This is a genomic window from Enterobacter sp. BRE11, assembly GCF_031844285.1.
Classification (GTDB): Bacteria; Pseudomonadota; Gammaproteobacteria; order Enterobacterales; family Enterobacteriaceae; genus Pantoea.
This window is the reverse complement of sequence record NZ_JAUZUX010000013.1, coordinates 107,513-130,041: the sequence shown is the minus strand read 5'-3', so window position 1 is coordinate 130,041 and position 22,529 is coordinate 107,513. Positions and strand designations below refer to the sequence as shown.

Below are 22,529 nucleotides of genomic sequence, written 5' to 3'. Positions count from 1 at the left end.
AGTCAGTGGTTAAGAAAGCTGGATTTCCCGCTTTGATGGTCAGATGTCCAGGTTAATGCTGAAACCCGCCGTCGCGCCTGATGTATGAAAACCAGCGGGCTTATAGAGCGGCACGCCCGCAAACAGGTCGCAGCTGAACCGGCCCAGGAGTGAGCCACGCACGCCTAGTGCACTGCCTGCCAGCTGATGCCCGACCAGATAGCGCGTGCCCGGCCCGGCTACCCGACCATAATCAGCGGCCAGATAGAGCTCATGTCCGCGCGAGAAAAGATTCCAGCCGATTTCGTTGCGCCACAGCAGGCCTTTTTCTCCCGACAGCATCTGCTCACCGTCGAAGCCGCGCACCGTATAACGCCCGGCAATCGCCATGCGCTCCTGCGGCGTCAGGGCATTCGGGCTCCATTGCCCCCGCAGGCTGCTATAAACCCGCCAGGGCTGCTCGCCCAGGGCGAAAGGATGGTTGATGCCGAGGTCGCCCAGCAGTATGCCGGTACGCGCGCTGCCCTGATGACGCGACTCTTCCGGTGCAGGTAATGCATTGAACGCACCGGTACCGCGCCGCCAGGCGATATTGGCGTCCAGCGTACTGCTGCCGAAATAACTGTGCTGATTCAGGCCCAGCTCCCAGCCCGCGGTGCGCCGCTTTTGCTGCTCAATATCGATATCGTTGACGGCGTTGGTCGAGTGTTTGCGGTAGCCTCGCAGATTAAGCGTGGTTTTGCTGGACTGGTCGCGATAGAGCAAGCGGGAGACCGTCAGCTGAACGTTGTCGCTCTTGCCGCTGTAGCGCAGCACCTCGTTGGCATTAGGGATGTTCTGGTGATAGGTGTAGTCGTTGTAGTTGGCGGAAACAGCCCAGTAACCGATCGGGAAAAAGTAATTAAGGGTATGGGAACGGTTGCCGAACGGACCCTGCTCAAACAGGTTTTTGCCGATGCTGGCGTAAAACAGATCGTTCTGGGCAAAAGGCGCGTCCACGGCCAGCGTGGCTGAACCGAGGTAGCGTCCGGTGCTTTTAGATCCGCTGTCATCCAGCCCCATACTGAGCCGCACCGGCCGACCTGCGTGCCAGCTGACCAGCAGATCGCTGGTGGCCTCCTGCTGGCCCGGTACGATGCTGATGTCGGCGCTGGCGCTCGGCACCCGCTTGATGTTCTCCAGCCCCTGCTCGATATCCCGCAGGTTGAGAATGTCGCCTGATGAGGCGGGAATGGCATTCCACAGCCGGCCGCGCCAGGAAACGGGCTCTTCGAAGCGGATCTGACTGATACGGCCAGGCTGCAGCGTCAGCGTCAGCACGCCCTTCGTCAGGTCCTGCTCCTGCGCCATCACGCGGGTGGTGACATATCCTCTGGCGAGAATAACGTTCTGCACCTTGTTTATCGCCAGTACGATGCCCTGACCGCCCAGACAGCGGCCCATCGCATCGGCAGCAGCGTCAAGCGCCCATTGAAACTGGCTGGCGGACTCGCCGGTCAGAACGAGCCGGTTGATGGTAAAGCAGGGGCGCTCGCTAGCTGGATAATCAGGCAGGAGCCTGTCGGGGCGCGGCAGCCGCTCACTTGCCTGCGGCGCATTCTGCTGCTGCAGCTCGCGTTCGCGTGCCTGCTGGCGTAGTTGCTCGCGGGTATCGATCACCTGACCCACCTCGCGTAGATCGCTGCCCGCCGTGGCCGCCAGCAGCGGGCAGGTGCTGATGAGTAAAAGCCAAACGAGCATAGTGCATTGGCAGATTGTCGACCTCTGCCTGTGTAAAAACAGCATCCCTGTCATGAAAAATCCATTCCACCAAATGTAACTACATGTAAATCCTTGGCGAATTATCCAGCGACAAGAGAAAAAAACAAGTCAGCAGCCCGTTTTTCAGGCGGTTTCTTAAATCAGATGGCGCGGCAGCGATCGGGAATATCTCCCTGAGACTGTTACCAGAGAGCGCGGATGAAGAGGGTCAACGGCATACCTAAAAATGGACTGCCGCTCACTCATCTGGCAGAGCCTGAGCAGGCGGTAAAGAGGGTGAAGGATCTATAACGGTCAGTGCCCGCCTCTGTCGCTGAAATACAAAACGCCTGATGCGGTGCATCAGGCGTTTTGAAGGCTGATAAAGGTCAACCTGTATCAGGAGGAGTCAGACAGGGCTCAGGCCTTCGCCAGCTCCTCTTCCGGGCGTTTCAGGATAGCGTATCCCAGTCCCGCCACCGCCGTGCCGACAAGAATCGATACCAGATAGCCCAGCACCGGCGTAATCGCGCCAGGAATCAGCAGCACGAACAGGCCGCCGTGCGGCGCCATCAGCTTCGCGCCGATATACATCGAGATAGCGCCGGTCAGTGCGCCGCCGACGATACAGCACGGCAGGACGCGCATCGGATCGCGTGCCGCAAACGGAATCGCGCCCTCGGAGATAAAGCAGAGCCCCAGCACCAGCGCCGCTTTACCGCCCTCCTGCTGCCCCTTATTAAACTTACGGCGCGCCACCAGCGTCGCAACGCCCATTGCCAGCGGCGGCACCATGCCCGCAGCCATAATCGCCGCCATCGGCGCGTAGGTCTGTGAACTCAACAGGCCGACGCCGAAGGCATAGGCCACTTTATTCACCGGCCCGCCCATATCGGTACACATCATGCCGCCCAAGATCGCGCCCAGCAGCACCGCGTTCGCCGTGCCCATGTTCGCCAGCCAGGCGGTCAGGCCGGTCATGATCGCCGCAACCGGTTTGCCCACCACGTAGATCATCAGCAGGCCGGTAATCAGGCTGGCCACCAGCGGAATGATCAGAATAGGCTTCAGCGCTTCCATGCTCTGCGGCAGCCTGAGCTTGCCGCTGATCAGCTTCGCCGCATAGCCAGCGATGAAACCGGCAATAATACCGCCGAGGAAGCCGGCGTTAATGCTGGTGGCGATCATGCCGCCAATCAGGCCCGGCGTCAGGCCTGGGCGATCGGCGATAGAGAAGGCGATAAAGCCCGCCAGCACCGGCACCATCAGCGCAAAGGCGCTGCCGCCGCCGATCTGCATCAGCGCCGCCGCCAGCGTGCCCGGCTCTTTAAAGGCGGTAATGCCGAAGGCGAAAGAGAGCGCAATGCTCAGGCCGCCCGCTACCACCATCGGCAGCATATAGGAGACGCCTGTCAGCAGATGGCGGTAAGCGCCCGCTTTCTCTTTTTTCTCTTCCTGTGGCTCGCTGCTCTGCGCGCCAGCCGCTTTGTAAGGTCTGGCCTCGGCCACCGCCTTATCCAGCTCCTGCGCGGTCTTCTTCAGCGCCAGGCCGGTTGAGGTGCGGTACATCGGCTTACCGGCGAACTTTGCCAGGTCGACTTCGATATCCGCCGCCACGATCACCAGGTCGGCTGCCGCCACCTCTTCCGGCGTAATCGCATTGCCTGCGCCGACGGAGCCGCGGGTTTCCACTTTCACCCACCAGCCGCGTTTAGTCGCTTCTGCCTGGATCGCTTCGGCAGCCATAAAGGTATGCGCCACGCCGGTCGGACAGGCGGTAACCGCAACGATGCGTTTCTGCGCGCCAGCCTGCGCGGGAGCAGCAGCAGGCGCCGCGACGGCCGCAGCTGGCTGCCAGGGTTTGGCTTCCGCTTTCGCCTGGGCAAGGAACTGCTCTGGCGCGCGCACCGCCTGCTGCGCATCGCCCAGCCAGACGGATTTGCCGTTTAGCGCAGCGTCATTCGGCAGCTCGCGTCCGAGGACGATCGCCAGTTCCGCTTCCGCCGGGTTATCCGTGAAGGTGAACCCCGCCTGCGCGGCGGCGGCGGTCAGACGCTGTTGCGCCATCCAGGCCGAAGCCTGGCCAATAGAAGGATCTTTTATCAGCAGCGTTTTCATTATCGCTCTCCTGCTGTCAGTTAACGGGTTGTAAGTCGACGCGCGCCATCATCGCGGCCAACTGGGTACGATCGGTCACGCCGACGTTGCTCTGGCTGACGGCCATGGCCGCCACCGCCGTCGCAAGACGCAGCGTATGTTCGCTGGATTCGCGCATCAGCAGGCCGTAAATCAGGCCGCCGACCATTGAGTCGCCCGCGCCCACGGTGCTGACCACTTCGCACACCGGCGGTTTGGCGATCCATTCGCCTGAGGCGTTGACCCAGAGCGCGCCTTCCGCGCCCAGCGAAATCACCACATGGGCGATGCCCTGCTCGCGCAGCTCATGCGCCGCGCCAATCACATCCTGCAGCGTCGGCAGCTTGCGTCCGGCCCAGATTTCCAGCTCGCGGCGGTTAGGCTTCACCAGCCAGGGCGCGGCTTTCAGGCCCGCTACCAGCGCTTCGCGGCTGCTGTCGAAAATAATGCACGGGCAGTGGGTGCGCAGATCGCTCATCCAGCGGGTAAAGGCTTCCGGCTGCACGCCAGACGGCAGGCTGCCGCTGACGCACACCATGTCAAACTGGCCAAGCCAGGTCAGTGAATCGCTGGTAAAGCGCTCCCAGTCCTGCGGGCTGACGTCAAAGCCGGAGAAGTTAAGATCGGTGACGTCGTTGTTCTGCTCGGTGAGCTTGACGTTGATGCGCGTGCGGCCCGGCACCACCTGAAAACGGTTGGCGATGCCCAGCTCGCTGAAGAGCTGCTGAAAGCCGTCCTGATTCTCTTTGCCGAGGAAGCCGCCTACCGTGACGTCGATGCCGAGATCTTTCAGCACCTTCGCCACGTTAATGCCTTTGCCGGCCGCGTGCAGGCCGGTGGTTTTCACCAGGTTGACCTCGCCGCGCTCAATCTCCGGGACAAAGCCCACCAGATCGTAAGCGGGATTCAGCGTAATGGTTGCGACGCGTCTGCTCATGCTGCCCCCTCGCCCAGGCCGGAGTTGATCGCCTCTTCAATGGCGTTCAGCGCCTGCTGCGCATCTTCGCCGCTGGCGGTAAAGCGCAGGCGATGGCCTTTCTTCACGCCCAGCGCCACCACTTTCATCAGGCTGCGGCCGTTAGCCGGTTTGCCGCTGCCGTCGAGGTTGGTGACGGTAATCTCGCTGTTGAACTGTTTGATGACGCTGACCAGCGCCGTGCCGGGACGCGCGTGCAGCCCGTGCTCGTTGCGAATGGTGAACTCTGCGCTCAGCACTTCAGCCTGCTCGTCGACTTCGCTGGTCAGCAAGGCGTAGACGCCCGCCGCATCCGCTTTTAGCAGGCGATCCGCTTTGCCGTTCTGCAGCAGCGTGCTGAGATAGCCCAGCACCTCCAGCGGTCGCTCATCGACGGCGGATACCGTAACCAGCAGCGCCACGCTCTCGCCCTGATGTTCGCCCGGTGCGGCGGCGCGACTGACCGCGACCGCGCTGCGCAGGTTGCCGCGGCTGCTGTCGCTGAGCCAGATGCCCTGCCCCAGACTCAGCGGCGTCGCGGCCATGACGTCGGCAACAAAGCTGGCGTCCACCGCGCCTGCGGCCTGCAGGCGACCGGCATTCAACGCCTGCAGCGTAATCAGGTCGCTGGCGGCGATGTCTAAGGTAATCAGCGAGGTGTCAAAGCTGAATTCGGCCGCCTGTTTTTCGCCCATCAGCAGCGCGCGCAGATCGTCCGCCGAAGCGGTTTTCAGCTGTTCGGCGACGCTGTCATCGCTCAGCACGTGCGTCAGCTGACGCAGCAGCGCCAGGTGTTCGTCAGATTTCGCTGCGATGCCGATCGCCACATAGGCGGTCTGATCTTCGCCCCAGGCGACGCCCTGCGGAAACTGAAACACCTGCACGCCGGTTTTCTGCACCAGGTCGCGCGTATCGGTGGTGCCGTGCGGAATGGCGATACCGTTGCCCAGAAAAGTGGAGGTCTGCTGCTCGCGCGCCAGCATGCCATTGACATAGCCTTCCGCTACGTTGCCCGCAGCGGTCAGCGCCGCCGCGACCTGACGGATCGCCTCTTCTTTATTTTGTGCGCTGGCTCCGGTGTGGATGGCCTGCAATTCGAGCTGGAACATATTTCTCCTCGCTTACTGAAATTGAATCGTTTCAGCCTGACGGCCGTTTAAAGCGCGGCGGCGTCACGTAAAGCGCGTCTCTGCCGCGCTGAAACGTTTCAAGGAGTCTGGTACAGCCCATCATGCCATGCAAGAAAATGCGTAAAATGCGTAGCAGATTTTTGACGTTACGCACACTTCATAATGCCGTGAGTAAGAATAACCTCAGGAAGCTGAACGCGCGCTGTAACGCTTTGCGCGCGCCTCGGCGCACGCGTCAGCAACGTCAGTCCGATCAGGGCGCGGTGTCCGCTTCCAGCTGCAGCAGATAGACCATGGCGTCATGGCGCGTGGTGCCGCACATATCGCGCGACGGCTGCAAACCGGCGCAAACGGCGGGCCGCAGCGGCGAACCGAACAGTTTGCAGCGCAGATCGGCGTCAAGCTGAACGCAAGGGGTATTGGCGGGTTTGCCCTGAGGCATACCGGGAATGGGTGAAGAGATGGAAGGCGCGGTGCAGCAGGCGCCGCACTGACTACGGCATTGCATGATGCGCTCCAGCGAGAGTTGAGCGGCGACAATAGCAGCCCGCGCACGCGAAAGCCATGGCTGTGTTATCGCGCGCATTTTTTCCGACGCCATATTGCCTGTTTACCCCGGCGCGAGTAACGTGGCGCGCATCGGAATCCTTCTTTAAGCGAGAGTTGCAATGCCAAGAGCGAATGAGATCAAAAAAGGAATGGCGGTAAGCTGGAACGGCAAGCTGCTGATGGTTAAAGATATCGATATTCAGAGTCCGAGCGCGCGCGGCGCCGTGACGCTGTATAAGATGCGCTTCACCGATATCCGTACCGGGCTGAAGGTGGAAGAGCGCTTCAAAGGCGACGATATTCTCGACGTCATTCAGCTCAGCCGCCGCAGCGTTACCTTCTCTTATATTGACGGCGACGAATACGTTTTTATGGATGACGAGGACTACACGCCCTATTCGTTCAAAAAAGATCAGATTGAAGAAGAGCTGCTGTTTATCCCTGAAGGCGGCATGCCGGGCATTCAGGTGCTGACGATGGACGGCCAGGTGCTGGCGCTCGAACTGCCCCAGACCGTGGATATGGAAATTGTCGATACCGCGCCGGGCATCAAAGGCGCTTCCGCCAGCGCGCGCACCAAACCGGCCGGCATGAGCACCGGTCTGAGCATTCAGGTGCCGGAATACCTGAGCAACGGCGACCGCATCCGCATTCATATCGCCGAGCGCCGCTATATGGGCCGCGCTGACTAACCGACGCTGATTGTGTTATAAAGTAACATTATGGCTGCTTTCGCGGCCATTCTCGTTTAAGGAGGCAGGCACATGATGACGCGCGTTAATCTTATTACCGGCTTTCTCGGCAGCGGCAAAACCACCCTGCTGCGCCATCTGCTGGCCCATAAGCCGGCGCAGGAAAACTGGGCGATCCTGGTGAATGAGTTTGGTGAAATCGGCATCGACGGCGCGCTGCTGCGCGACAGCGGCGCGGCGCTAAAAGAGATCCCCGGCGGCTGCATGTGCTGCGTCAACGGCCTGCCGATGCAGGTGGGGCTGAATATGCTGCTGAAGCAGCACCGCCCGGATCGCCTGCTGATCGAACCCACCGGCCTCGGGCACCCGCGCCAGCTGCTGGAGATGCTGAGCGCGCCGGTTTATCAGCCGCTTCTGCAGCTGAACGCCACGCTGACGCTGCTCGACGCCCGCCAGCTCGCTGATGCGCGGGTGACGGCCAATGAAAACTTTCGCGATCAGCTGGCGGCGGCGGATGCGATTATCGGCAATAAAAGCGATCGCTGGGACGACAACGATCGCCAGCGGCTGCAGCAGTGGCGGGAGGCGATGCTTAACGGCCGCGCTTTTATCGAAACGCGCTTCGGCGCGGTCGACGCGGCGCTGCTCGATCTGCCGCGCACAAACCATCAAGCGCTGCCGCAGCCTGCGCATCATCATGCCCATCGTCAACGCGATAGCGTCCTCGCCGCGCTGCGCCTTGATGGCGAGACGCGCTGGCGCCGGGCGCTAAATGAAGGCCAGGGCTACGTTGCCTGCGGCTGGATCTTTGACGGCGCGACGCGGTTCGACGGCGTCGCGCTGCTGGCGTGGGCGCGTCTCGTCCCGGTCGAGCGCATTAAAGGAGTGCTGCGCACGCCGGACGGCACACTGCGCCTCAATGGTCAGAGCGGCGATGTGCAGGTCGAAACCCTGACCTCCGATGCGCCCGACAGCCGTATTGAACTGATCCACTCGCAGCCTGTGGACTGGAATCTTTTGCAGTCTCAGCTGTTGAGGCTTCGTTTAAACTGCCCAGGTTAGTTTCTGCCGTTAATTTTTATTTGAGTGAATACGATGCGCGCAACTCGTTTTGTCACAATCATGCTGCTCAACGCGCTTGGCGTTGTTCTGTTTCTCTCCTGGTATCTGCCGCCCGATCACGGTTTCTGGGCCGGCGTCGATAAAGGGATCTTTTTCAGCTTCAATAACCAGATGGTCGATCATCCTGGCTTTGCCCTGCTGGTGGCGATCACTAATTTCCGCGGCTTCGATCTGGTGTCGCTGCTGGCGATGGGCGCGCTCTATCTCTTCTACTGGCGCCGCGAAACGCCGCCAAGCCGCCGCCGCATGCTGGCAATTGGCGTCACCATGCTGCTCAGCGCGGTTATTCTTAACCAGCTCGGCCACCTGCTGCCGGTGCAGCATAAAAGTCCGACGCTGTTTTTTGACAATGCCCATCGCGTCAGCGAGCTGACCGGTATTCCGGCCAAGGATGCCTCGGCTAACAGCTTCCCGGGCGATCACGGCATGATGCTGATGATTTTCGCCTGTTTTATGTGGCGCTATTTCGGCTTCCGCGCCTTTCTTACCGGCGCGGCTATCGTGGTGATTTTCGCCCTGCCGCGCGTGATGGCGGGCGCGCACTGGTTTACCGATATTGCCGTCGGCTCGCTTTCGGTGCTGCTGGTGGGACTGAGCTGGGTGCTGTTGACGCCGCTGAGTGACGCGATTGTCAGCTTTTTTTACCGCAAACTGCCCGGCAAATATAAGCCTGAATAGCCGCAGGTAAATAACGCTCAACTCTATTGATAAGCGCGGAGTGAAGAATAGCCCTATTCTTATCTCTCCGCGCTTATTAAAATCCGGCAATGATTATTAGCAAGCTAACCATGTTGCGATATATAGAAAATAATATGATGTTTTCTGCTGATAAAGGCGCTTTCTCCCGCGCTGTCCAGCGCTAAAGCTCCTAAAAACCCGCCTACCCGATGAATTGACCCCATTTGATGTCCTTATTTTAAGGATAATTTCCTAAAATTGCGGATAAAGTAACCAGTCTGTTAAAGACTGATTTCACATCAAAAAAAGCTATTAGAAATTGCGTAAAACCACTCGCCACGGCGTCTGGAATCGGTTAACCTCCAATGCGTTGAGGGTACGGCAGCAGAAAATGCGGCTCCTTTTTATACGAAAACGTGTTCGTTAACACATTTTAGTAATTAAGGAATTGTCTTAGAGAGCAACGCTTATTAATCTCAATCCGTTTTGTCATCTGGCTGGCGACATTCTGTCGTAAGGACATCGAAGGAATATACGAACAATGGTCAAGTCTCAACCAATACTGAGATATATCTGGCGGATTGTGCCTGCAGTAGCACTGGCAACACTCCTCTCGGCATGCAGCAGTACCGGTCAACACGTAAAAAACGAGAATCATGAAGTTAACAACCAGAATGGTTTTTTACTTCAGGCGTCTCAGGATGAGTTTGAAGAGATGGTGCGGAGCGTGGATGTTAAGTCCCGCATCATGGAACAGTACGCCGACTGGAAAGGCGTACGTTACCGCCTCGGCGGCGACACCAAACGCGGTATCGACTGTTCAGCTTTCGTTCAGCGCACTTTTCGCGACCAGTTCGGTTTAGACCTGCCGCGTTCAACCTCTGAACAGCAGGATACCGGCAGAGAAATTTCACGCGGCAAACTGCGTCCTGGCGATCTGGTCCTGTTCCGCGCTGGCTCAACCGGTCGTCACGTAGGGATTTACCTCGGCAACGATAACTTTGTCCACGCCTCCACCAGCAGTGGCGTCATGATTTCCAGTCTGAACGACAGCTACTGGAAAAAACGCTACCGCGAAGGGCGTCGGGTATTAAGCCGTAATCCCAGCTGATCCCTGACCTTCGATCGTTTCTCAGCCAGAGAAAACAGAACGCTGCTTCGGCAGCGTTTTTTTTCGCCCTGCCACCGGATAAGTGCATAATAATCACGTAAAAGTGATTGTTTATCAGAATAATAACGAGACATTTCCTGCCTCCTCGTTATATTCTCAGGGCCTTCACCAGAGAGCAGTCGTGCAGAGTCAATAATAAAAGCTAAGACAAGGGGAAAGCACTTCATGCCATTGTCCAGGGCGCTGATGCGCCAGGCCACCTATCCTCGCCGCATCGCCTGGAGCAGCGCGATTTTCGGTAGCCTGTTCTTTATTCTGTTTATCCTGATTTTACTGACATTTACCTGGCATAAGCGACAGCAGCAGCATCAACAGCTGCTGCACGACAGCCGCGATACGCTACAGCAGTCGCTGGACAGACTCGTCACCCATACCCTGAATCCCCTTCTCTCTTTTAGCCGTTTCGACTGTCACGCCATCAGCCAGGAGCTGACCACTCGCGCCGCCTTCGCTGGCGATCTGCGGGCGATTTTACTGGTGCGCGAGGGCTACGCTTTTTGCTCCTCGGCGACCGGCGCCTTTCATCTGCCGCTCAACGCTATTTCTGACCAGACCGATCTCAGCCGCGATCGCGATCTTCGCCTGCTGAGCGGCACGCCGTTACAGCCCGGCAAGCCGGTTTTTGCTCTCTGGCTGCGCAATCCGCAAAGCGCGCAGTCTGGCGTGCTCGCTACTATTAACCTGGATCTGACGCCCTATCAGCTGCTCGCCTCTTACCATCCGGAAATTTCCGGTATGGCGCTGGTGGTGCAGAACAGCGCGCTGACCAGCTGGCAGCCTGTCACCATCGCGAAGAGCGACCTGCCGCCGCAGCCGCTGATGCAGCTGGCGTTCGACGGCTATCCGCTGCAGTTTGTTCTTTATGGTGATACGGTATCGATGCGCGATATTCAGATGATCCTGTTGAGCGGCGTTTTGCTGTCCCTGCTGGTAGGCGGCGGCTGCTGGCTGCTGCTGTCGATGAACCAGCGCCCCGGCAAAGAGATCCTGCTCGGCATCAAACGCGGTGAGTTTCACGTTGAGTACCAGCCGCTGATCAGCACCCTTAGCGGTCGCGCCTACGGACTGGAAGCGCTGCTGCGCTGGAACCACCCCAGCGAAGGCCTTATTCCGCCGGATATGTTTATCAGCTACGCCGAGTCGCTCAACCTGATTATTCCGCTGACGCGGCATCTGTTCGAGCTGGTGGCGCGCGACGCGCACCGGCTCAACCCCTACGTTCCCGCCGGCACCCATATGAGCCTGAACCTGTCGCCGCTGCACCTGGCGTCGGAGAGTTTTCAACAGGACGTTAAGCGCTGGATCGCCGCCATGCCGGACGACCATTTCAACTACGTGTTTGAAGTGACCGAACGCACCATGGTGCGCGATAAAAATGCCGGAGAAGTTTTCGCCTGGCTGCATCAGAACGATATTCAGATTGCGATAGACGATTTCGGTACCGGCCACAGCGCGCTGATCTATCTGGAAAAATATCCCTTCGACTATATCAAGATCGATCGCGGCTTCGTGCAGAGCATCGGCACGCAAATCCTTAACTCGCCGGTGCTGGACGCGGTGCTCCATCTGGCGAAGAAGCTGAACCTGAAAACCGTCGCCGAAGGCGTGGAAACCGGCGAGCAGGCGGCATGGCTGGTGAAGCACGGCGTTAGCCATATGCAGGGCTATCTTTTTAGCCGGCCGCTGAAGCCGGAGCGGCTTATTGACTATTACCGCAGTCGCAGCCTGGCGACGCTGACGGGATAGCTGGCCGCCCCGCCTCGGATGCTGCTACGCTAGCCTGCGCATAATCACGGGAGAATCTGGATCCTATGCTGTTTCGCCTGATATCGCTGCTGCTGTTAATCGCCCTGTGCGCGCCGCTGCGCGCGGAAGTCGTGCGCGAAAGTCGCGCCTTCGCCACGCTGGGCGAACCGAAATACGCGCCCGGCTTCAGCCACTTCGACCATGCGGATCCCGCCGCGCCAAAAGGCGGCCAGCTGACTCAGGCCGTAGTAGGCACTTACGATAACTTTAACCGTTACGCCTCGCGCGGCAATCCCGGCGCGGGCACCGAGACGCTTTACGATCGCCTGTTTACCTCTTCCGACGACGAGCCGGGCAGCTACTATCCGCTTGTCGCCGAGTCGGCGCGCTATGCCGATGACTTCCGCTGGATGGAGATTCGCCTTAATCCACGCGCGCGCTTTCACGACAACACGCCCATCACCGCGCCGGACGTCGCCTTTACCTTCGATAAATTTATGCGCGAAGGCGTGCCGCAGTTTCGCGTCATTTATCGCGGCGCGACGGTAAAAGCGCTGGACGGCCAGCGCGTGCGCATCGACCTGCCGAAGCCGGATCGGGATTTAATGCTGGGGCTGCTGACGCTGCCGGTGCTGTCGCAGCGCTTCTGGCAGGATAAAAAATTCAACGAGCCGCTGAGCGCTCCGCCGCTCTCCAGCGGCCCCTACCGCATCAGCCGCTATAAGCTGGGTCAGTATATCGAGTACAGCCGGGTAAAAGACTACTGGGCGGCGGATCTGCCGGTAAACCGCGGGCGGTTCAATTTCGATACGCTGCGCTACGACTACTATCTTGACGATAACGTCGCCTTCGAAGCCTTTAAGGCGGGCGCGTTCGATCTGCGTCCGGAAGGCTCCGCCAAAAAGTGGGCGACCCAGTACCGCGGCCGCAATTTTGACAATCAGCATATCGTTAAAGAGATCACGCCCAACCAGGCGTCGACCAATACCACCTGGCTGGCCATCAACAATGAAAAGGCGCCGTTCCGCGACCGCCGGGTGCGCCAGGCGCTCACGCTGGCCTTCGACTTCGAGTGGATGAATAAGGCGCTGTTCTACGGCGCCTATCAGCGGGTCAACAGCTATTTTCAGAATACCGAATACGCCGCGCGCGGCCTGCCGGACGCCGCGCAGCGGGCGCTGCTGACGCCGTTTAAAGATCGGCTGCCGCCGGAGATCTTCACCACGCCCTACGCGCCGCCGCACACCGACGGCAGCGGCTACGATCGCGCGAATCTGCTGAAAGCGCTGGATCTGCTGCGACAGGCGGGCTGGCAGGTAAAAAACCAGCAGCTGGTGAACGCGCTGACCGGTCAGCCGCTGCGCATCGAGCTGCTGCTGCGCAGCGGCGCCAGCAATGACTGGGCGCTGCCGCTCCAGCACAGCCTGTCGCGCCTCGGCATCAGCCTGACGCTGCGCGTGGTGGACGCTTCCCAGTATCTTCGCCGGCTGCGCGAAGGCGATTACGATATGACCGCCAGGGTCTATCTGGCGATGCCCATCCCCAGCTCCGATTTGCAGGTTAGCTGGCAGTCCGACTATATCGACTCCTCCTGGAACAGCGCGCGGCTGAAAGATCCGCTGGTCGATCACTTTGTCAAAGCGATCGTGGCGCATCAGGGCGACAAAGCGGCGCTGCTGCCGCTCGGCCAGGCGCTGGATCGTATCCTGTTATGGAATGCGTATATGATCCCGATGTGGTACAACGCGGAAGATCGCACAGCTTACTGGAATAAATTCTCCCATCCCGCCGTCAAGCCCGCCTTCGCGAGCGGGCTGGAAAGCTGGTGGTATGACGTGAACAAAGCCGCGCGTTTGCCGGCCGAACGACGCTGAGGAGCCTGAGTTGGCCGCCTATTTCTTGCGCAGACTGTTGCTAATTATCCCCACGCTGTGGGCGATTATCACGCTGAACTTCTTTATCGTGCAGATCGCGCCCGGCGGCCCGGTCGATCAGGCGCTGGCTAACATTCAGTTCGGCCAGACCACCGGCCTGCCGGGCGGCGGCGAAAGCGGCGCGCGCGGCGCCCTCAACCGCGTCAGTCCCGGCGACAGCGAGTACCGCGGCGCGCGCGGCCTCGATCCGGAGGTGATCGCGGAAATCAAAAAGCGTTACGGCTTCGACAAGCCGATGTGGCAGCGCTACGTCGAGATGCTGTGGAACTATCTGCGCTTCGACTTCGGCGACAGCCTGTTCCGCAGCGCATCGGTGCTGCAGCTGATCAAAGAGAGCCTGCCGGTTTCTATTAGCCTGGGGCTATGGAGCACGCTGATTATCTATATGGTGTCGATCCCGCTGGGTATTAAAAAAGCGGTGCGCAACGGCAGCGCCTTCGACGTCTGGAGCAGCACCTTTATTATCATCGGCTACTCAGTGCCCGCCTTTCTGTTCGGCATCATGCTGATCGTGCTGTTCGCCGGCGGCAGCTATTTTGACTGGTTTCCGCTGCGCGGCCTCACCTCACCGCAGTTTGACTCGCTCTCCTGGTACGGCAAAGTGGGCGACTACCTGTGGCACATCAGCCTGCCGGTGCTGGCGACGGTGATTGGCGGCTTCGCCACCCTGACCATGCTGACTAAAAACAGCTTTCTGGATGAGATCCGCAAGCAGTATGTGGTGACGGCGCGCGCCAAAGGGGTTAGCGAGCGGCGCATTCTCTATCGTCACGTTTTTCGCAACGCCATGCTGCTGGTGATCGCCAGCTTTCCCGCCACCTTTATCGGCATGTTTTTTACCAGCTCGGTGCTGATCGAGGTGATGTTCTCGCTGAACGGTCTGGGCCTGCTGGGCTACGACGCCACTATTCAGCGCGACTATCCGGTGATGTTCGGCACGCTCTATATTTTCACCCTGATCGGCCTGCTGATGAATATCCTCAGCGACCTGACCTATACGCTGGTCGATCCCCGTATCGATTTCGAGGGCCGCTGATGCGCTTGTCTCCTGTTAATCAGCAGCGCTGGCTGCGCTTCCGCCACAACCGACGCGGCTACTGGTCGCTGTGGATTTTTCTGGTGATTTTCGCCCTGTCGCTCGGCGCCGATCTGCTGGCCAACGAGAAGCCGCTGCTGGTGCGCTACCAGCAGCGCTGGTTCGTGCCGCTGCTGGTGAGCTACAGCGAAAGCGACTTCGGCGGCGCGCTGCCCACCGCCGCCGATTACCAGGATCCCTGGCTGCAAAAACGGCTGGAGCAGCAGGGCTGGGCGCTGTGGGCGCCGATCCGCTTTAGCGACAGCACCATCAACTTTGCCACGTCGGTCCCCTTCCCTTCGCCCCCCTCAGCGCAGAACTGGCTGGGCACCGACGCCAGCGGCGGCGACGTACTGGCGCGCCTGCTCTACGGCACGCGCATTTCGCTGCTGTTCGGCCTCCTGCTGACGCTGTTTTCCAGCGTTATCGGCATTATCGTCGGCGCCGTTCAGGGCTATTTCGGCGGCCGCGTCGATCTGATCGGCCAGCGCGTGATTGAGGTCTGGTCCGGCATGCCCGCGCTGTTTTTACTGATCCTGCTCTCCAGCGTGATTCAGCCCAACTTCTGGTGGCTGCTGCTGGTCACGGTAATTTTCGGCTGGATGGGGCTGGTCAGCGTGGTGCGCGCCGAGTTTCTGCGCACGCGCAATTTCGACTATATCCGCGCCGCGCGGGCGCTGGGCGTCAGCGACGGGCGCATTATGCTGCGGCATATGCTGCCCAATGCGATGGTCGCCACCCTCACCTTTCTGCCTTTTATCCTGTGCGGATCGATCGCCACCCTGACCTCGCTTGATTTTCTCGGCTTCGGTCTGCCGGTGGGCTCGCCGTCGCTTGGCGAGCTTCTGTTGCAGGGCAAAAATAACCTGCAGGCGCCTTGGCTGGGCCTGGCGGGCTTCTTCACGCTGGCGATACTGCTGTCGCTGCTGATCTTTATTGGCGAGGCGGTACGCGACGCCTTCGATCCGGCCAGAGGAGTCTGACGATGTCGCTGCTTGCCATTCATCATCTTTCCGTCGCCTTTTCCCGCGGCGGCGTGACGCGCAACGTGGTAGAGGACGTTTCCCTTAACGTCGAGGCGGGCGAAACCCTGGCGCTGGTCGGCGAGTCGGGCTCGGGCAAGAGCGTGACGGCGCTAGCGGCGATGCAGCTGCTGCCCGCGCCGCCAGCGAGCTACCCCGCCGGCGAGATTCTGTTTAACGGCGAAGATCTGCTGCGCGCTGGCGAGCGGCGGCTGCGCGCGCTGCGCGGCAACCAGATAGCGATGATCTTTCAGGAGCCGATGGTTTCTCTTAACCCACTGCACACCATTGAGAAGCAGCTTTACGAAGTGCTCTCTTTGCATCGCGGCATGCGGCGCGAGGCGGCGCGCGGGGAGATCCTCAGCGCGCTTGATCGAGTCGGCATCCGCAACGCCGCCGCACGCCTGAATGATTTTCCTCATCAACTTTCCGGCGGCGAGCGCCAGCGCGTGATGATCGCCATGGCGCTGCTGACCGAGCCAGCGCTGCTGATTGCCGATGAGCCGACCACCGCGCTCGACGTGACCGTTCAGGCGCAAATCCTGCGGCTGCTGCGCGATCTGCAGCGCGAACGTAATATGGCCATGCTGTTTATTACCCATGATTTGGGCATCGTGCGCCAGCTGGCGGACAGGGTCAGCGTGATGCGCCAGGGCAGAATCGTCGAGCACGGCGGCAGCGCGCAGCTCTTCAGCCAGCCGCAGCATCCCTATACGCAACAGCTGCTGGCGGCGGAGCCGGAAGGGCGCGCCGTGCCGCTGCGCGACGACGCGCCGCCGCTGCTGCAGGTGCGTAACCTGCGCGTCGGCTTTCCGGTACGGCGCGGCCTTTTCAGGCGGCAGGTGGCGGAAAACGTCGCCGTCAGCAACCTCAGCTTTACCCTGCGGCGCGGCGAGAGCCTGGGGCTGGTGGGCGAATCCGGCTCCGGCAAAAGCACCACCGGACTGGCGCTGCTGAGGCTGATCGCCGCGCAGGGGGAAATCTGGTTTGACGACCAGCCGCTGCACGCGCTGTCGCGCAAGGCGCTGCTGCCGCTGCGCCGCCGCATCCAGGTGGTGTTTCAGGATCCAAACTCGTCGCTCAATCCGCGTATGACGGTGCAGCAGATTATCGCCGAGGGTCTGGCGGTGCATCAGCCCGATCTCAGCGCTGCCGCGCAGCAGGCGCGCGTTATCGCGGCGATGGAGGAAGTGGGATTAGAAGCAGAGAGCCGTCACCGCTATGCGGCAGAGTTTTCCGGCGGTCAGCGGCAGCGGATCGCCATCGCCCGCGCGCTGGTGCTGGAGCCGCAGTTGCTGGTGCTGGATGAACCGACCTCGTCGCTGGATCGCTCGGTGCAGAAACAGATCCTCACGCTGTTGCGCAGCCTGCAGCAGCAGCGCCAGCTGACTTATCTCTTTATCAGTCACGATCTGCAGGTGGTGCACTCGCTCTGCCATCAGGTGATGGTGCTGCGCCAGGGCGAAGTGGTAGAGCATGGCGACTGCGAGAAGCTGTTCGCCGCGCCCGCGGCAGATTATACGCGCGAGCTGCTGGCCTCGGCGCAGCTCAGTGACCGTTAAAGGTCTCTGCAATCGCTACGCCCTGGTTTTTCAGGCAGCAGCTGGTGGCGCTTTCGTCGCTGCGCAGGATAAAGAGACAGGGCGAGCCCTCACACTCCGCGACTCTGCACTCGACCTGAATTGACGCCAGCGCGTCCTGCAGCTGATGCATGATTTCCCAGCCGGGGTGCCCGTCATGGCTAATCAGGCGCAGCGCAATGAGATCCTGCTCATTGGCGACGCCCTCTTCCGCCACGATGGCGCTATGTAGCTCGCTGGCCCAGCGATAGCGCTGCGGCAGACGATGCACGATGGAAAGTTGCAGCATAGTTAATTGATATCCCCAGAGCGATTAACTTCAGTCACGATGAACAGCGCTTGCTGTTGCTGCTGAACGGCAGAAACGGACGTCAAGACTTGCTCTCTCGTTTCCCAACATACGGTGTGCGGAAAGATTGTTTTTTGCGAGTCGGCTCGCATTTTGGCCTATTAGTACCGCGTTCATCGGCAGTTAACAATCAGTTTAGACGCATTCTGGTTACTTTCTTAATCATTAATATTCACAACTAAGAAACATACTGGACTGAATATAGCAAATACGCACCTTATCCCTGAGGTGCGCCCGTTACCCGGCCAACGCTGCGCGTTGTTCAAAAGCACTGCCGGCGCTTTTGTCCATGGCGCGGGGCGCTTTGCTCTTCAGGCCACGCCGCCCTGATTTCTGGCTTTGTCAGCTGTCTGAAAGAACGATCGGGTTAGTGTCTGATGGCGCGCGGGCGCGACGCGTAGAGGAAAAACAGCACAGAGAGCGTGGCGCACGCCGCGATGGTGCCCACCATCGGCCAGGCGCTGTTAAAACTGGCCGTTGACAGCAGTGCACCCACCAGCCCGCCGACGCCAAACCGCAGCGTGCCCGCCAGCGACGAGGCGGTGCCCGCCATATGGGGAAACTCGTCGAGGATCACCGCCATCGCGTTGGAGGAGACCACCGACAAGCAGCCGATAAACATCGCGACGCCCAGCACCAGCGGCATGAATCCCATATGCAGCGCGCTTACCGCCACCAGCCAGATGCCCATCGTAAACTGGATCACCAGCCCGGCGCGGAACATCGCCAGCGGACCAAAGCGGCGCACCGCACGGCTGTTGATCAACGTCATCACAAACAGAAACACCACGTTCAGCGCGAAGTAGTAGCCAAAATTCTGCGGTGAAACGTGGTTGACCTCGATATAGACGAAGGGACCCGCGTTGAGAAAGGTAAACAGCCCGGCAAACGAGAAGCCGCTCGCCAGCATATAGCTAAAGGCGCGCTTGTGGCGAACCAGCGTAATGAAATTGCCCAGCATGGTACGCAGGTGAAAACGCTGGCGCTGCTCCGGCCTGAGCGTCTCGCGGATCTGCGTCATCACCATCACGGTGGTGATCAGCGCGGCGATCGATAACGCCCAGAAAATGGCGTGCCAGCTCCATGCCAGCAGCAGCCAGCCGCCGATGATCGGCGCCAGCAGCGGCGCGATGGTGGTGATCAGCATCACAAACGACATCATGCGCGAAAAGTCCTCTTTCGAGTAGCTGTCGCGCATCAGGGCGTTGATCACCACGCTGGCCGCCGCCGCGGAAAGGCCGTGCAGAAAGCGCATCAGAATCAGCTGGTCGATGGTCTGCGCCAGCGCACAGGCGGCCGCCGCGCAGGCGAAAATCAGCGTGCCGAGCACGATCACCGGCTTGCGACCGTAGCTGTCCGCCAGCGGGCCGTAAACCAGCTGGCCGATGGCGAACCCCAGGATATAAAGGTTAAGCGTCATCTGTACGCTGCCTGCCGACACGCCAAATTCGCGAGCGATCTGCGGCATCGCGGGCAGGTACATATCGATGGAGAGCGGCATCAGCATCGCCAGCAATCCCAGAATCACCACCAGTCCCGCAGCTGAGTTTTTGTCCTTGCGCACGGCCGCTCCGCTATTTCTGTTTTAACTCGTCGGGCAGCCCGACGCTGTTAATTTCATCTTCCGTCAGCGGACGATATTCGCCCGGCTCAAGATCGTCATCCAGCACAATGCCGCCAATACGTTCGCGATGCAGCCCGACTACGCGGTTGCCGACCGCGGCAAACATGCGTTTCACCTGATGATAGCGCCCTTCGCTGAGGGTCAGCAGCACCTCGGTCGGCGTAATTTCTTCCATTTGCGCTGGCTGGGTCAGCGATTTTTCGCCGTGCAGCTGAATGCCCTCGGCGAACTGCTGCGCGACATCCGTAGCGACAGGATGTTCCAGCGTCACGCGGTAGGTTTTCTCGCAGTGGTGGCGCGGCGAGGTAATGCGGTGCGACCACTGGCCGTCATCGGTCAGCAGCACCAGCCCGGTGGTGTCGATATCGAGGCGTCCCGCGGCGTGTAGCTTCCATGCGGTCGGCTCTTCAATAAAGTAGAGGATGGTTGGGTGATCGGGGTCGTCGGTGGAACAGACATAGCCCTGCGGCTTGTTCAGCATAAAGTAGCGCGGCCCTACCTGCAGCTGCAGCGGATTGCCGTCATATTCCACCTCATGCTCAGGCTGGATTTTAAAGGCGGTGTCGCGCACCACTTCGCCATTAACGGTAACTTTTTGCGCCCGGATTTCACGGCCGGCGATAGCCCGGCTGACTTCCAGTTGCTGAGAGATGAATTTATCGAGTCGCATGAATTCGCTTTGCCTGTACTGCGGAGGGAAACTGAAACGGGGTTTTACCCGTTGAAAAAGTGCGGGAAGTATAGCCTGAACCAGCGCCGCCGCCCAGAGCCGTTCCTGCGTTTCATCCATTTTCATGGCATAATCTCGCTCAGTTTCGCAAAAGTGATCGGCCATGTCTTTTACTCTACGTCCTTATCAGCAAGACGCGGTTAACGCGACCCTCAATCATTTTCGTCGTCACGCCGAACCGGCGGTGATCGTGCTGCCCACCGGCGCAGGGAAAAGCCTGGTGATCGCCGAGCTGGCGCGGCTGGCGCGCGGGCGCGTGCTGGTGCTGGCGCACGTCAAAGAGCTGGTGGAGCAGAACCACGGCAAATATCAGGCTTACGGGCTGGAAGCGGATATCTTTGCCGCTGGCCTGCAGCGCAAAGAGAGCCAGCGCAAGGTGGTGTTCGGCAGCGTGCAGTCGGTGGCGCGCAATCTGGCGCAGTTCGACAGCGCCTTTTCGCTGGTGATCGTCGACGAGTGCCACCGAATTAGCGATGATGACAGCAGCCAGTATCAGCAGATCTTCAGCCATCTGCGTCAGCATAATCCGCAGCTGCGTCTGCTGGGCCTGACCGCGACGCCGTTTCGACTCGGCAAAGGCTGGATCTATCACTTCCACTATCACGGCATGGTGCGCGGCGGCGAGAAGGCGCTGTTCCGCGACTGCATCTATGAGCTGCCGCTGCGCTATATGATTAAGCACGGCTTTCTGGTGACGCCGGAGCGGCTCGATATGCCGGTAGTGCAGTATGATTTCAGCCGTCTGACGGCGCAGGCCAACGGACTGTTCAGCGAGGCGGATCTCAATCGCGAGCTAAAACAGCAGCAGCGCGTGACGCCGCATATCATCAGCCAGATCGTGGAGTTCGCTGAGGATCGGCGCGGCGTGATGGTGTTTGCCTCGACGGTGGAGCACGCACGCGAGATCCTGTCGCTGCTGCCCGCCAACAGCGCGCTGATTTCGGCAGAGACGCCAGCGAAAGTGCGCGACGCCACCATCGCCGCCTTTAAGGCGCAGCAGCTGAAGTTTCTGGTCAACGTCGCGGTGCTGACCACCGGCTTTGATGCGCCCCACGTCGATCTGATCGCCATTTTGCGCCCTACCGAGTCGGTCAGCCTCTATCAGCAGATTGTCGGACGCGGGCTGCGCCTGTCACCCGGCAAGACCGACTGCCTGATTCTGGACTACGCTGGCAACCCGCACGATCTCTTTACCCCGGAAGTGGGCGCGCCGAAAGGCGCCAGCGACAATGAGCCTGTGCAGGTCTTCTGTCCCGCCTGCGGTTTCGCCAATACCTTCTGGGGCAAAACCACTGCGGACGGCATGATTATCGAGCACTTCGGCCGCCGCTGCCAGGGGGTGCTGGAGGATGACGAAGGCCACCGCGAGCAGTGCGATTTTCGCTTTCGCTTTAAAAGCTGCCCCGACTGCGGCGCGGAAAACGATATCGCGGCGCGGCGCTGTCACCAGTGCGATAAAATACTGGTGGATCCCGACGATATGCTGAAGGCGGCGCTAAAGCTCAAGGACGCGCTGGTGCTGCGCTGCGGCGGCATGACGCTGACGCACGGCCGTGATGACAAGGGCGAGTGGCTGAAGGCGACCTATTTCGACGAAGACGGCACCAGCGTCGATGAACGCTTTCGCCTGCGCACGCCCGCACAGCGCAAGGCGTTTGAGCAGCTCTTTATGCGGCCGCATCAGCGCGCGCCTGGCGTGCCGCTCGGCTGGCAAACCGCCGCCGACGTGGTGGCGCTGCAGCCGCTGCTGCGCCATCCTGATTTCGTGGTGGCGCGCGCGAAAGGCCAGTTCTGGCAGGTGCGCGAGAAAGTTTTCGACTATCAGGGACGCTTTCGCCGCGCCAATGAGCTGCGCTAAGCGGCGGAATCATTTGCCCGCCTCGCCCATTACCGCTATACTGCCGCCCGCTTTTGCATTCGCAATCGCCTTTGAACAACCTGCCTGCTGCTGGGTCGCCTGTAGCAGGAATTATTGAAGAGACATAACCATGTTGACCATCAACGCAGAAGTACGTAAAGAGCAGGGTAAGGGTGCGAGCCGCCGCCTGCGCACAGCGAACAAATTCCCGGCCATCATCTATGGTGGCAGCGAAGCCGCTGTTTCTATTGAACTGGATCACGACGTCGTGATGAACATGCAGGCCAAGCCAGGCTTCTACACCGACGTGCTGACCCTGGTTGTCGACGGTAAAGAAACCAACGTTAAAGTGCAGGCCGTTCAGCGTCACCCGTTCAAGCCTAAACTGCACCACATCGACTTCGTACGCGCCTAATCGCCTGCGAATCGACATAAAAAACGCCGCGTATGCGGCGTTTT

19 protein-coding genes are annotated in these 22,529 nt (G+C 60.0%); 11 read left to right on the top strand and 8 right to left on the bottom strand.

All coding sequences use genetic code 11. From position 1 onward, the window contains the following. Window positions 1–39 precede the first annotated feature (39 nt). From Q9R34_RS15330 to Q9R34_RS15310, 5 genes are all read right to left on the bottom strand, one after another. On the bottom strand, window positions 40–1,719 hold the full coding sequence (locus Q9R34_RS15330; protein ID WP_485894777.1) for a ShlB/FhaC/HecB family hemolysin secretion/activation protein: 1,680 nt from the start codon (window positions 1,717–1,719) through the stop codon (window positions 40–42). Window positions 1,720–2,139: 420 nt separating this feature from the next. After that, entirely contained in the window at window positions 2,140–3,837 is a 1,698-nt protein-coding gene (gene fruA / locus Q9R34_RS15325) for a PTS fructose transporter subunit IIBC (protein WP_485894775.1), read from the bottom strand. 16 nt (window positions 3,838–3,853) lie between these two features. Next, complete coding sequence (gene fruK, locus Q9R34_RS15320; protein ID WP_434122813.1) at window positions 3,854–4,792, bottom strand: 1-phosphofructokinase; 939 nt, start codon at window positions 4,790–4,792, stop codon at window positions 3,854–3,856. Then, window positions 4,789–5,919 (bottom strand): fused PTS fructose transporter subunit IIA/HPr protein, encoded by a 1,131-nt coding sequence (gene fruB, locus Q9R34_RS15315; RefSeq protein ID WP_485894773.1) that lies wholly within the window; start codon window positions 5,917–5,919, stop codon window positions 4,789–4,791. The genes fruK and fruB overlap by 4 nt, the downstream gene beginning before the upstream one ends. A 274-nt stretch (window positions 5,920–6,193) precedes the next feature. Further along, the gene (locus tag Q9R34_RS15310; RefSeq protein ID WP_276742507.1) at window positions 6,194–6,448 is read right to left on the bottom strand and encodes a YkgJ family cysteine cluster protein; all 255 of its coding nucleotides are present in this window, start codon (window positions 6,446–6,448) and stop codon (window positions 6,194–6,196) included. A 160-nt stretch (window positions 6,449–6,608) separates the two neighbouring features. Here Q9R34_RS15310 and yeiP point away from each other — a divergent pair, with 160 nt between their 5' ends. The 9 genes from yeiP to yejF all read left to right on the top strand — a co-directional run bounded on the left by yeiP (window position 6,609) and on the right by yejF (window position 17,491). Further along, a complete protein-coding gene (gene yeiP, locus Q9R34_RS15305; protein ID WP_434122810.1) occupies window positions 6,609–7,181 on the top strand; it encodes an elongation factor P-like protein YeiP in 573 nt (190 codons plus the stop codon). Between the two features lie 75 nt (window positions 7,182–7,256). After that, window positions 7,257–8,243 (top strand): CobW family GTP-binding protein, encoded by a 987-nt coding sequence (locus Q9R34_RS15300; protein ID WP_485894787.1) that lies wholly within the window; start codon window positions 7,257–7,259, stop codon window positions 8,241–8,243. 33 nt (window positions 8,244–8,276) lie between these two features. After that, window positions 8,277–8,981, top strand: coding sequence for a phosphatase PAP2 family protein (locus Q9R34_RS15295; RefSeq protein ID WP_485894770.1), 705 nt, complete (start codon window positions 8,277–8,279; stop codon window positions 8,979–8,981). Between the two features lie 541 nt (window positions 8,982–9,522). Beyond that, window positions 9,523–10,092 carry a bifunctional murein DD-endopeptidase/murein LD-carboxypeptidase gene (mepS, locus tag Q9R34_RS15290; RefSeq protein ID WP_434122807.1) on the top strand — a complete coding sequence of 190 codons (570 nt, stop codon included), beginning with the start codon at window positions 9,523–9,525 and terminating at the stop codon, window positions 10,090–10,092. Window positions 10,093–10,317: 225 nt separating this feature from the next. Next, window positions 10,318–11,898, top strand: coding sequence for a cyclic di-GMP phosphodiesterase (locus tag Q9R34_RS15285; RefSeq protein ID WP_485894768.1), 1,581 nt, complete (start codon window positions 10,318–10,320; stop codon window positions 11,896–11,898). Window positions 11,899–11,963: 65 nt separating this feature from the next. Next, the gene (locus tag Q9R34_RS15280) at window positions 11,964–13,772 is read left to right on the top strand and encodes an extracellular solute-binding protein (protein ID WP_485894766.1); all 1,809 of its coding nucleotides are present in this window, start codon (window positions 11,964–11,966) and stop codon (window positions 13,770–13,772) included. 10 nt (window positions 13,773–13,782) lie between these two features. After that, a complete protein-coding gene (locus tag Q9R34_RS15275; protein ID WP_485894764.1) occupies window positions 13,783–14,868 on the top strand; it encodes a microcin C ABC transporter permease YejB in 1,086 nt (361 codons plus the stop codon). Continuing rightward, window positions 14,868–15,890 carry an ABC transporter permease gene (locus Q9R34_RS15270; RefSeq protein WP_434122803.1) on the top strand — a complete coding sequence of 341 codons (1,023 nt, stop codon included), beginning with the start codon at window positions 14,868–14,870 and terminating at the stop codon, window positions 15,888–15,890. Before Q9R34_RS15275 ends, Q9R34_RS15270 begins: the two co-directional genes overlap by 1 nt. Beyond that, a complete protein-coding gene (gene yejF, locus Q9R34_RS15265; RefSeq protein WP_485894785.1) occupies window positions 15,887–17,491 on the top strand; it encodes a microcin C ABC transporter ATP-binding protein YejF in 1,605 nt (534 codons plus the stop codon). The genes Q9R34_RS15270 and yejF overlap by 4 nt, the downstream gene beginning before the upstream one ends. On the opposite strand, the gene Q9R34_RS15260 is transcribed toward yejF, so the two are convergent. From Q9R34_RS15260 to rsuA, 3 genes are all read right to left on the bottom strand, one after another. Then, window positions 17,478–17,798, bottom strand: coding sequence for a YejG family protein (locus Q9R34_RS15260; protein WP_033750373.1), 321 nt, complete (start codon window positions 17,796–17,798; stop codon window positions 17,478–17,480). The genes yejF and Q9R34_RS15260 overlap by 14 nt on opposite strands. A 427-nt stretch (window positions 17,799–18,225) precedes the next feature. Next, complete coding sequence (locus Q9R34_RS15255) at window positions 18,226–19,422, bottom strand: Bcr/CflA family multidrug efflux MFS transporter (RefSeq protein ID WP_485894762.1); 1,197 nt, start codon at window positions 19,420–19,422, stop codon at window positions 18,226–18,228. Window positions 19,423–19,432: 10 nt separating this feature from the next. Further along, window positions 19,433–20,152 (bottom strand): 16S rRNA pseudouridine(516) synthase RsuA, encoded by a 720-nt coding sequence (rsuA, locus tag Q9R34_RS15250; protein ID WP_434122800.1) that lies wholly within the window; start codon window positions 20,150–20,152, stop codon window positions 19,433–19,435. A gap of 163 nt (window positions 20,153–20,315) precedes the next feature. On the opposite strand from rsuA, the gene radD reads away from it, so the two are divergent. Both radD and rplY read left to right on the top strand, forming a co-directional pair. After that, a complete protein-coding gene (gene radD / locus Q9R34_RS15245) occupies window positions 20,316–22,070 on the top strand; it encodes a DNA repair helicase RadD (RefSeq protein WP_485894759.1) in 1,755 nt (584 codons plus the stop codon). A gap of 130 nt (window positions 22,071–22,200) precedes the next feature. Beyond that, on the top strand, window positions 22,201–22,485 hold the full coding sequence (gene rplY, locus Q9R34_RS15240) for a 50S ribosomal protein L25 (protein WP_485894757.1): 285 nt from the start codon (window positions 22,201–22,203) through the stop codon (window positions 22,483–22,485). The last annotated feature ends 44 nt before the right edge of the window (window positions 22,486–22,529 follow it).

What these genes read in the sequence shown, in the direction of transcription:
- Q9R34_RS15330 (WP_485894777.1), bottom strand. Translation starts at nt 1,719, where the DNA reads ATGCTCGTTTGGCTTTTACTCATCAGCACCTGCCCGCTGCTGGCGGCC.
- fruA (WP_485894775.1), bottom strand. Translation starts at nt 3,837, where the DNA reads ATGAAAACGCTGCTGATAAAAGATCCTTCTATTGGCCAGGCTTCGGCC.
- fruK (WP_434122813.1), bottom strand. Translation starts at nt 4,792, where the DNA reads ATGAGCAGACGCGTCGCAACCATTACGCTGAATCCCGCTTACGATCTG.
- fruB (WP_485894773.1), bottom strand. Translation starts at nt 5,919, where the DNA reads ATGTTCCAGCTCGAATTGCAGGCCATCCACACCGGAGCCAGCGCACAA.
- Q9R34_RS15310 (WP_276742507.1), bottom strand. Translation starts at nt 6,448, where the DNA reads ATGCAATGCCGTAGTCAGTGCGGCGCCTGCTGCACCGCGCCTTCCATC.
- yeiP (WP_434122810.1), top strand. Translation starts at nt 6,609, where the DNA reads ATGCCAAGAGCGAATGAGATCAAAAAAGGAATGGCGGTAAGCTGGAAC.
- Q9R34_RS15300 (WP_485894787.1), top strand. Translation starts at nt 7,257, where the DNA reads ATGACGCGCGTTAATCTTATTACCGGCTTTCTCGGCAGCGGCAAAACC.
- Q9R34_RS15295 (WP_485894770.1), top strand. Translation starts at nt 8,277, where the DNA reads ATGCGCGCAACTCGTTTTGTCACAATCATGCTGCTCAACGCGCTTGGC.
- mepS (WP_434122807.1), top strand. Translation starts at nt 9,523, where the DNA reads ATGGTCAAGTCTCAACCAATACTGAGATATATCTGGCGGATTGTGCCT.
- Q9R34_RS15285 (WP_485894768.1), top strand. Translation starts at nt 10,318, where the DNA reads ATGCCATTGTCCAGGGCGCTGATGCGCCAGGCCACCTATCCTCGCCGC.
- Q9R34_RS15280 (WP_485894766.1), top strand. Translation starts at nt 11,964, where the DNA reads ATGCTGTTTCGCCTGATATCGCTGCTGCTGTTAATCGCCCTGTGCGCG.
- Q9R34_RS15270 (WP_434122803.1), top strand. Translation starts at nt 14,868, where the DNA reads ATGCGCTTGTCTCCTGTTAATCAGCAGCGCTGGCTGCGCTTCCGCCAC.
- Q9R34_RS15260 (WP_033750373.1), bottom strand. Translation starts at nt 17,798, where the DNA reads ATGCTGCAACTTTCCATCGTGCATCGTCTGCCGCAGCGCTATCGCTGG.
- rsuA (WP_434122800.1), bottom strand. Translation starts at nt 20,152, where the DNA reads ATGCGACTCGATAAATTCATCTCTCAGCAACTGGAAGTCAGCCGGGCT.
- radD (WP_485894759.1), top strand. Translation starts at nt 20,316, where the DNA reads ATGTCTTTTACTCTACGTCCTTATCAGCAAGACGCGGTTAACGCGACC.
- rplY (WP_485894757.1), top strand. Translation starts at nt 22,201, where the DNA reads ATGTTGACCATCAACGCAGAAGTACGTAAAGAGCAGGGTAAGGGTGCG.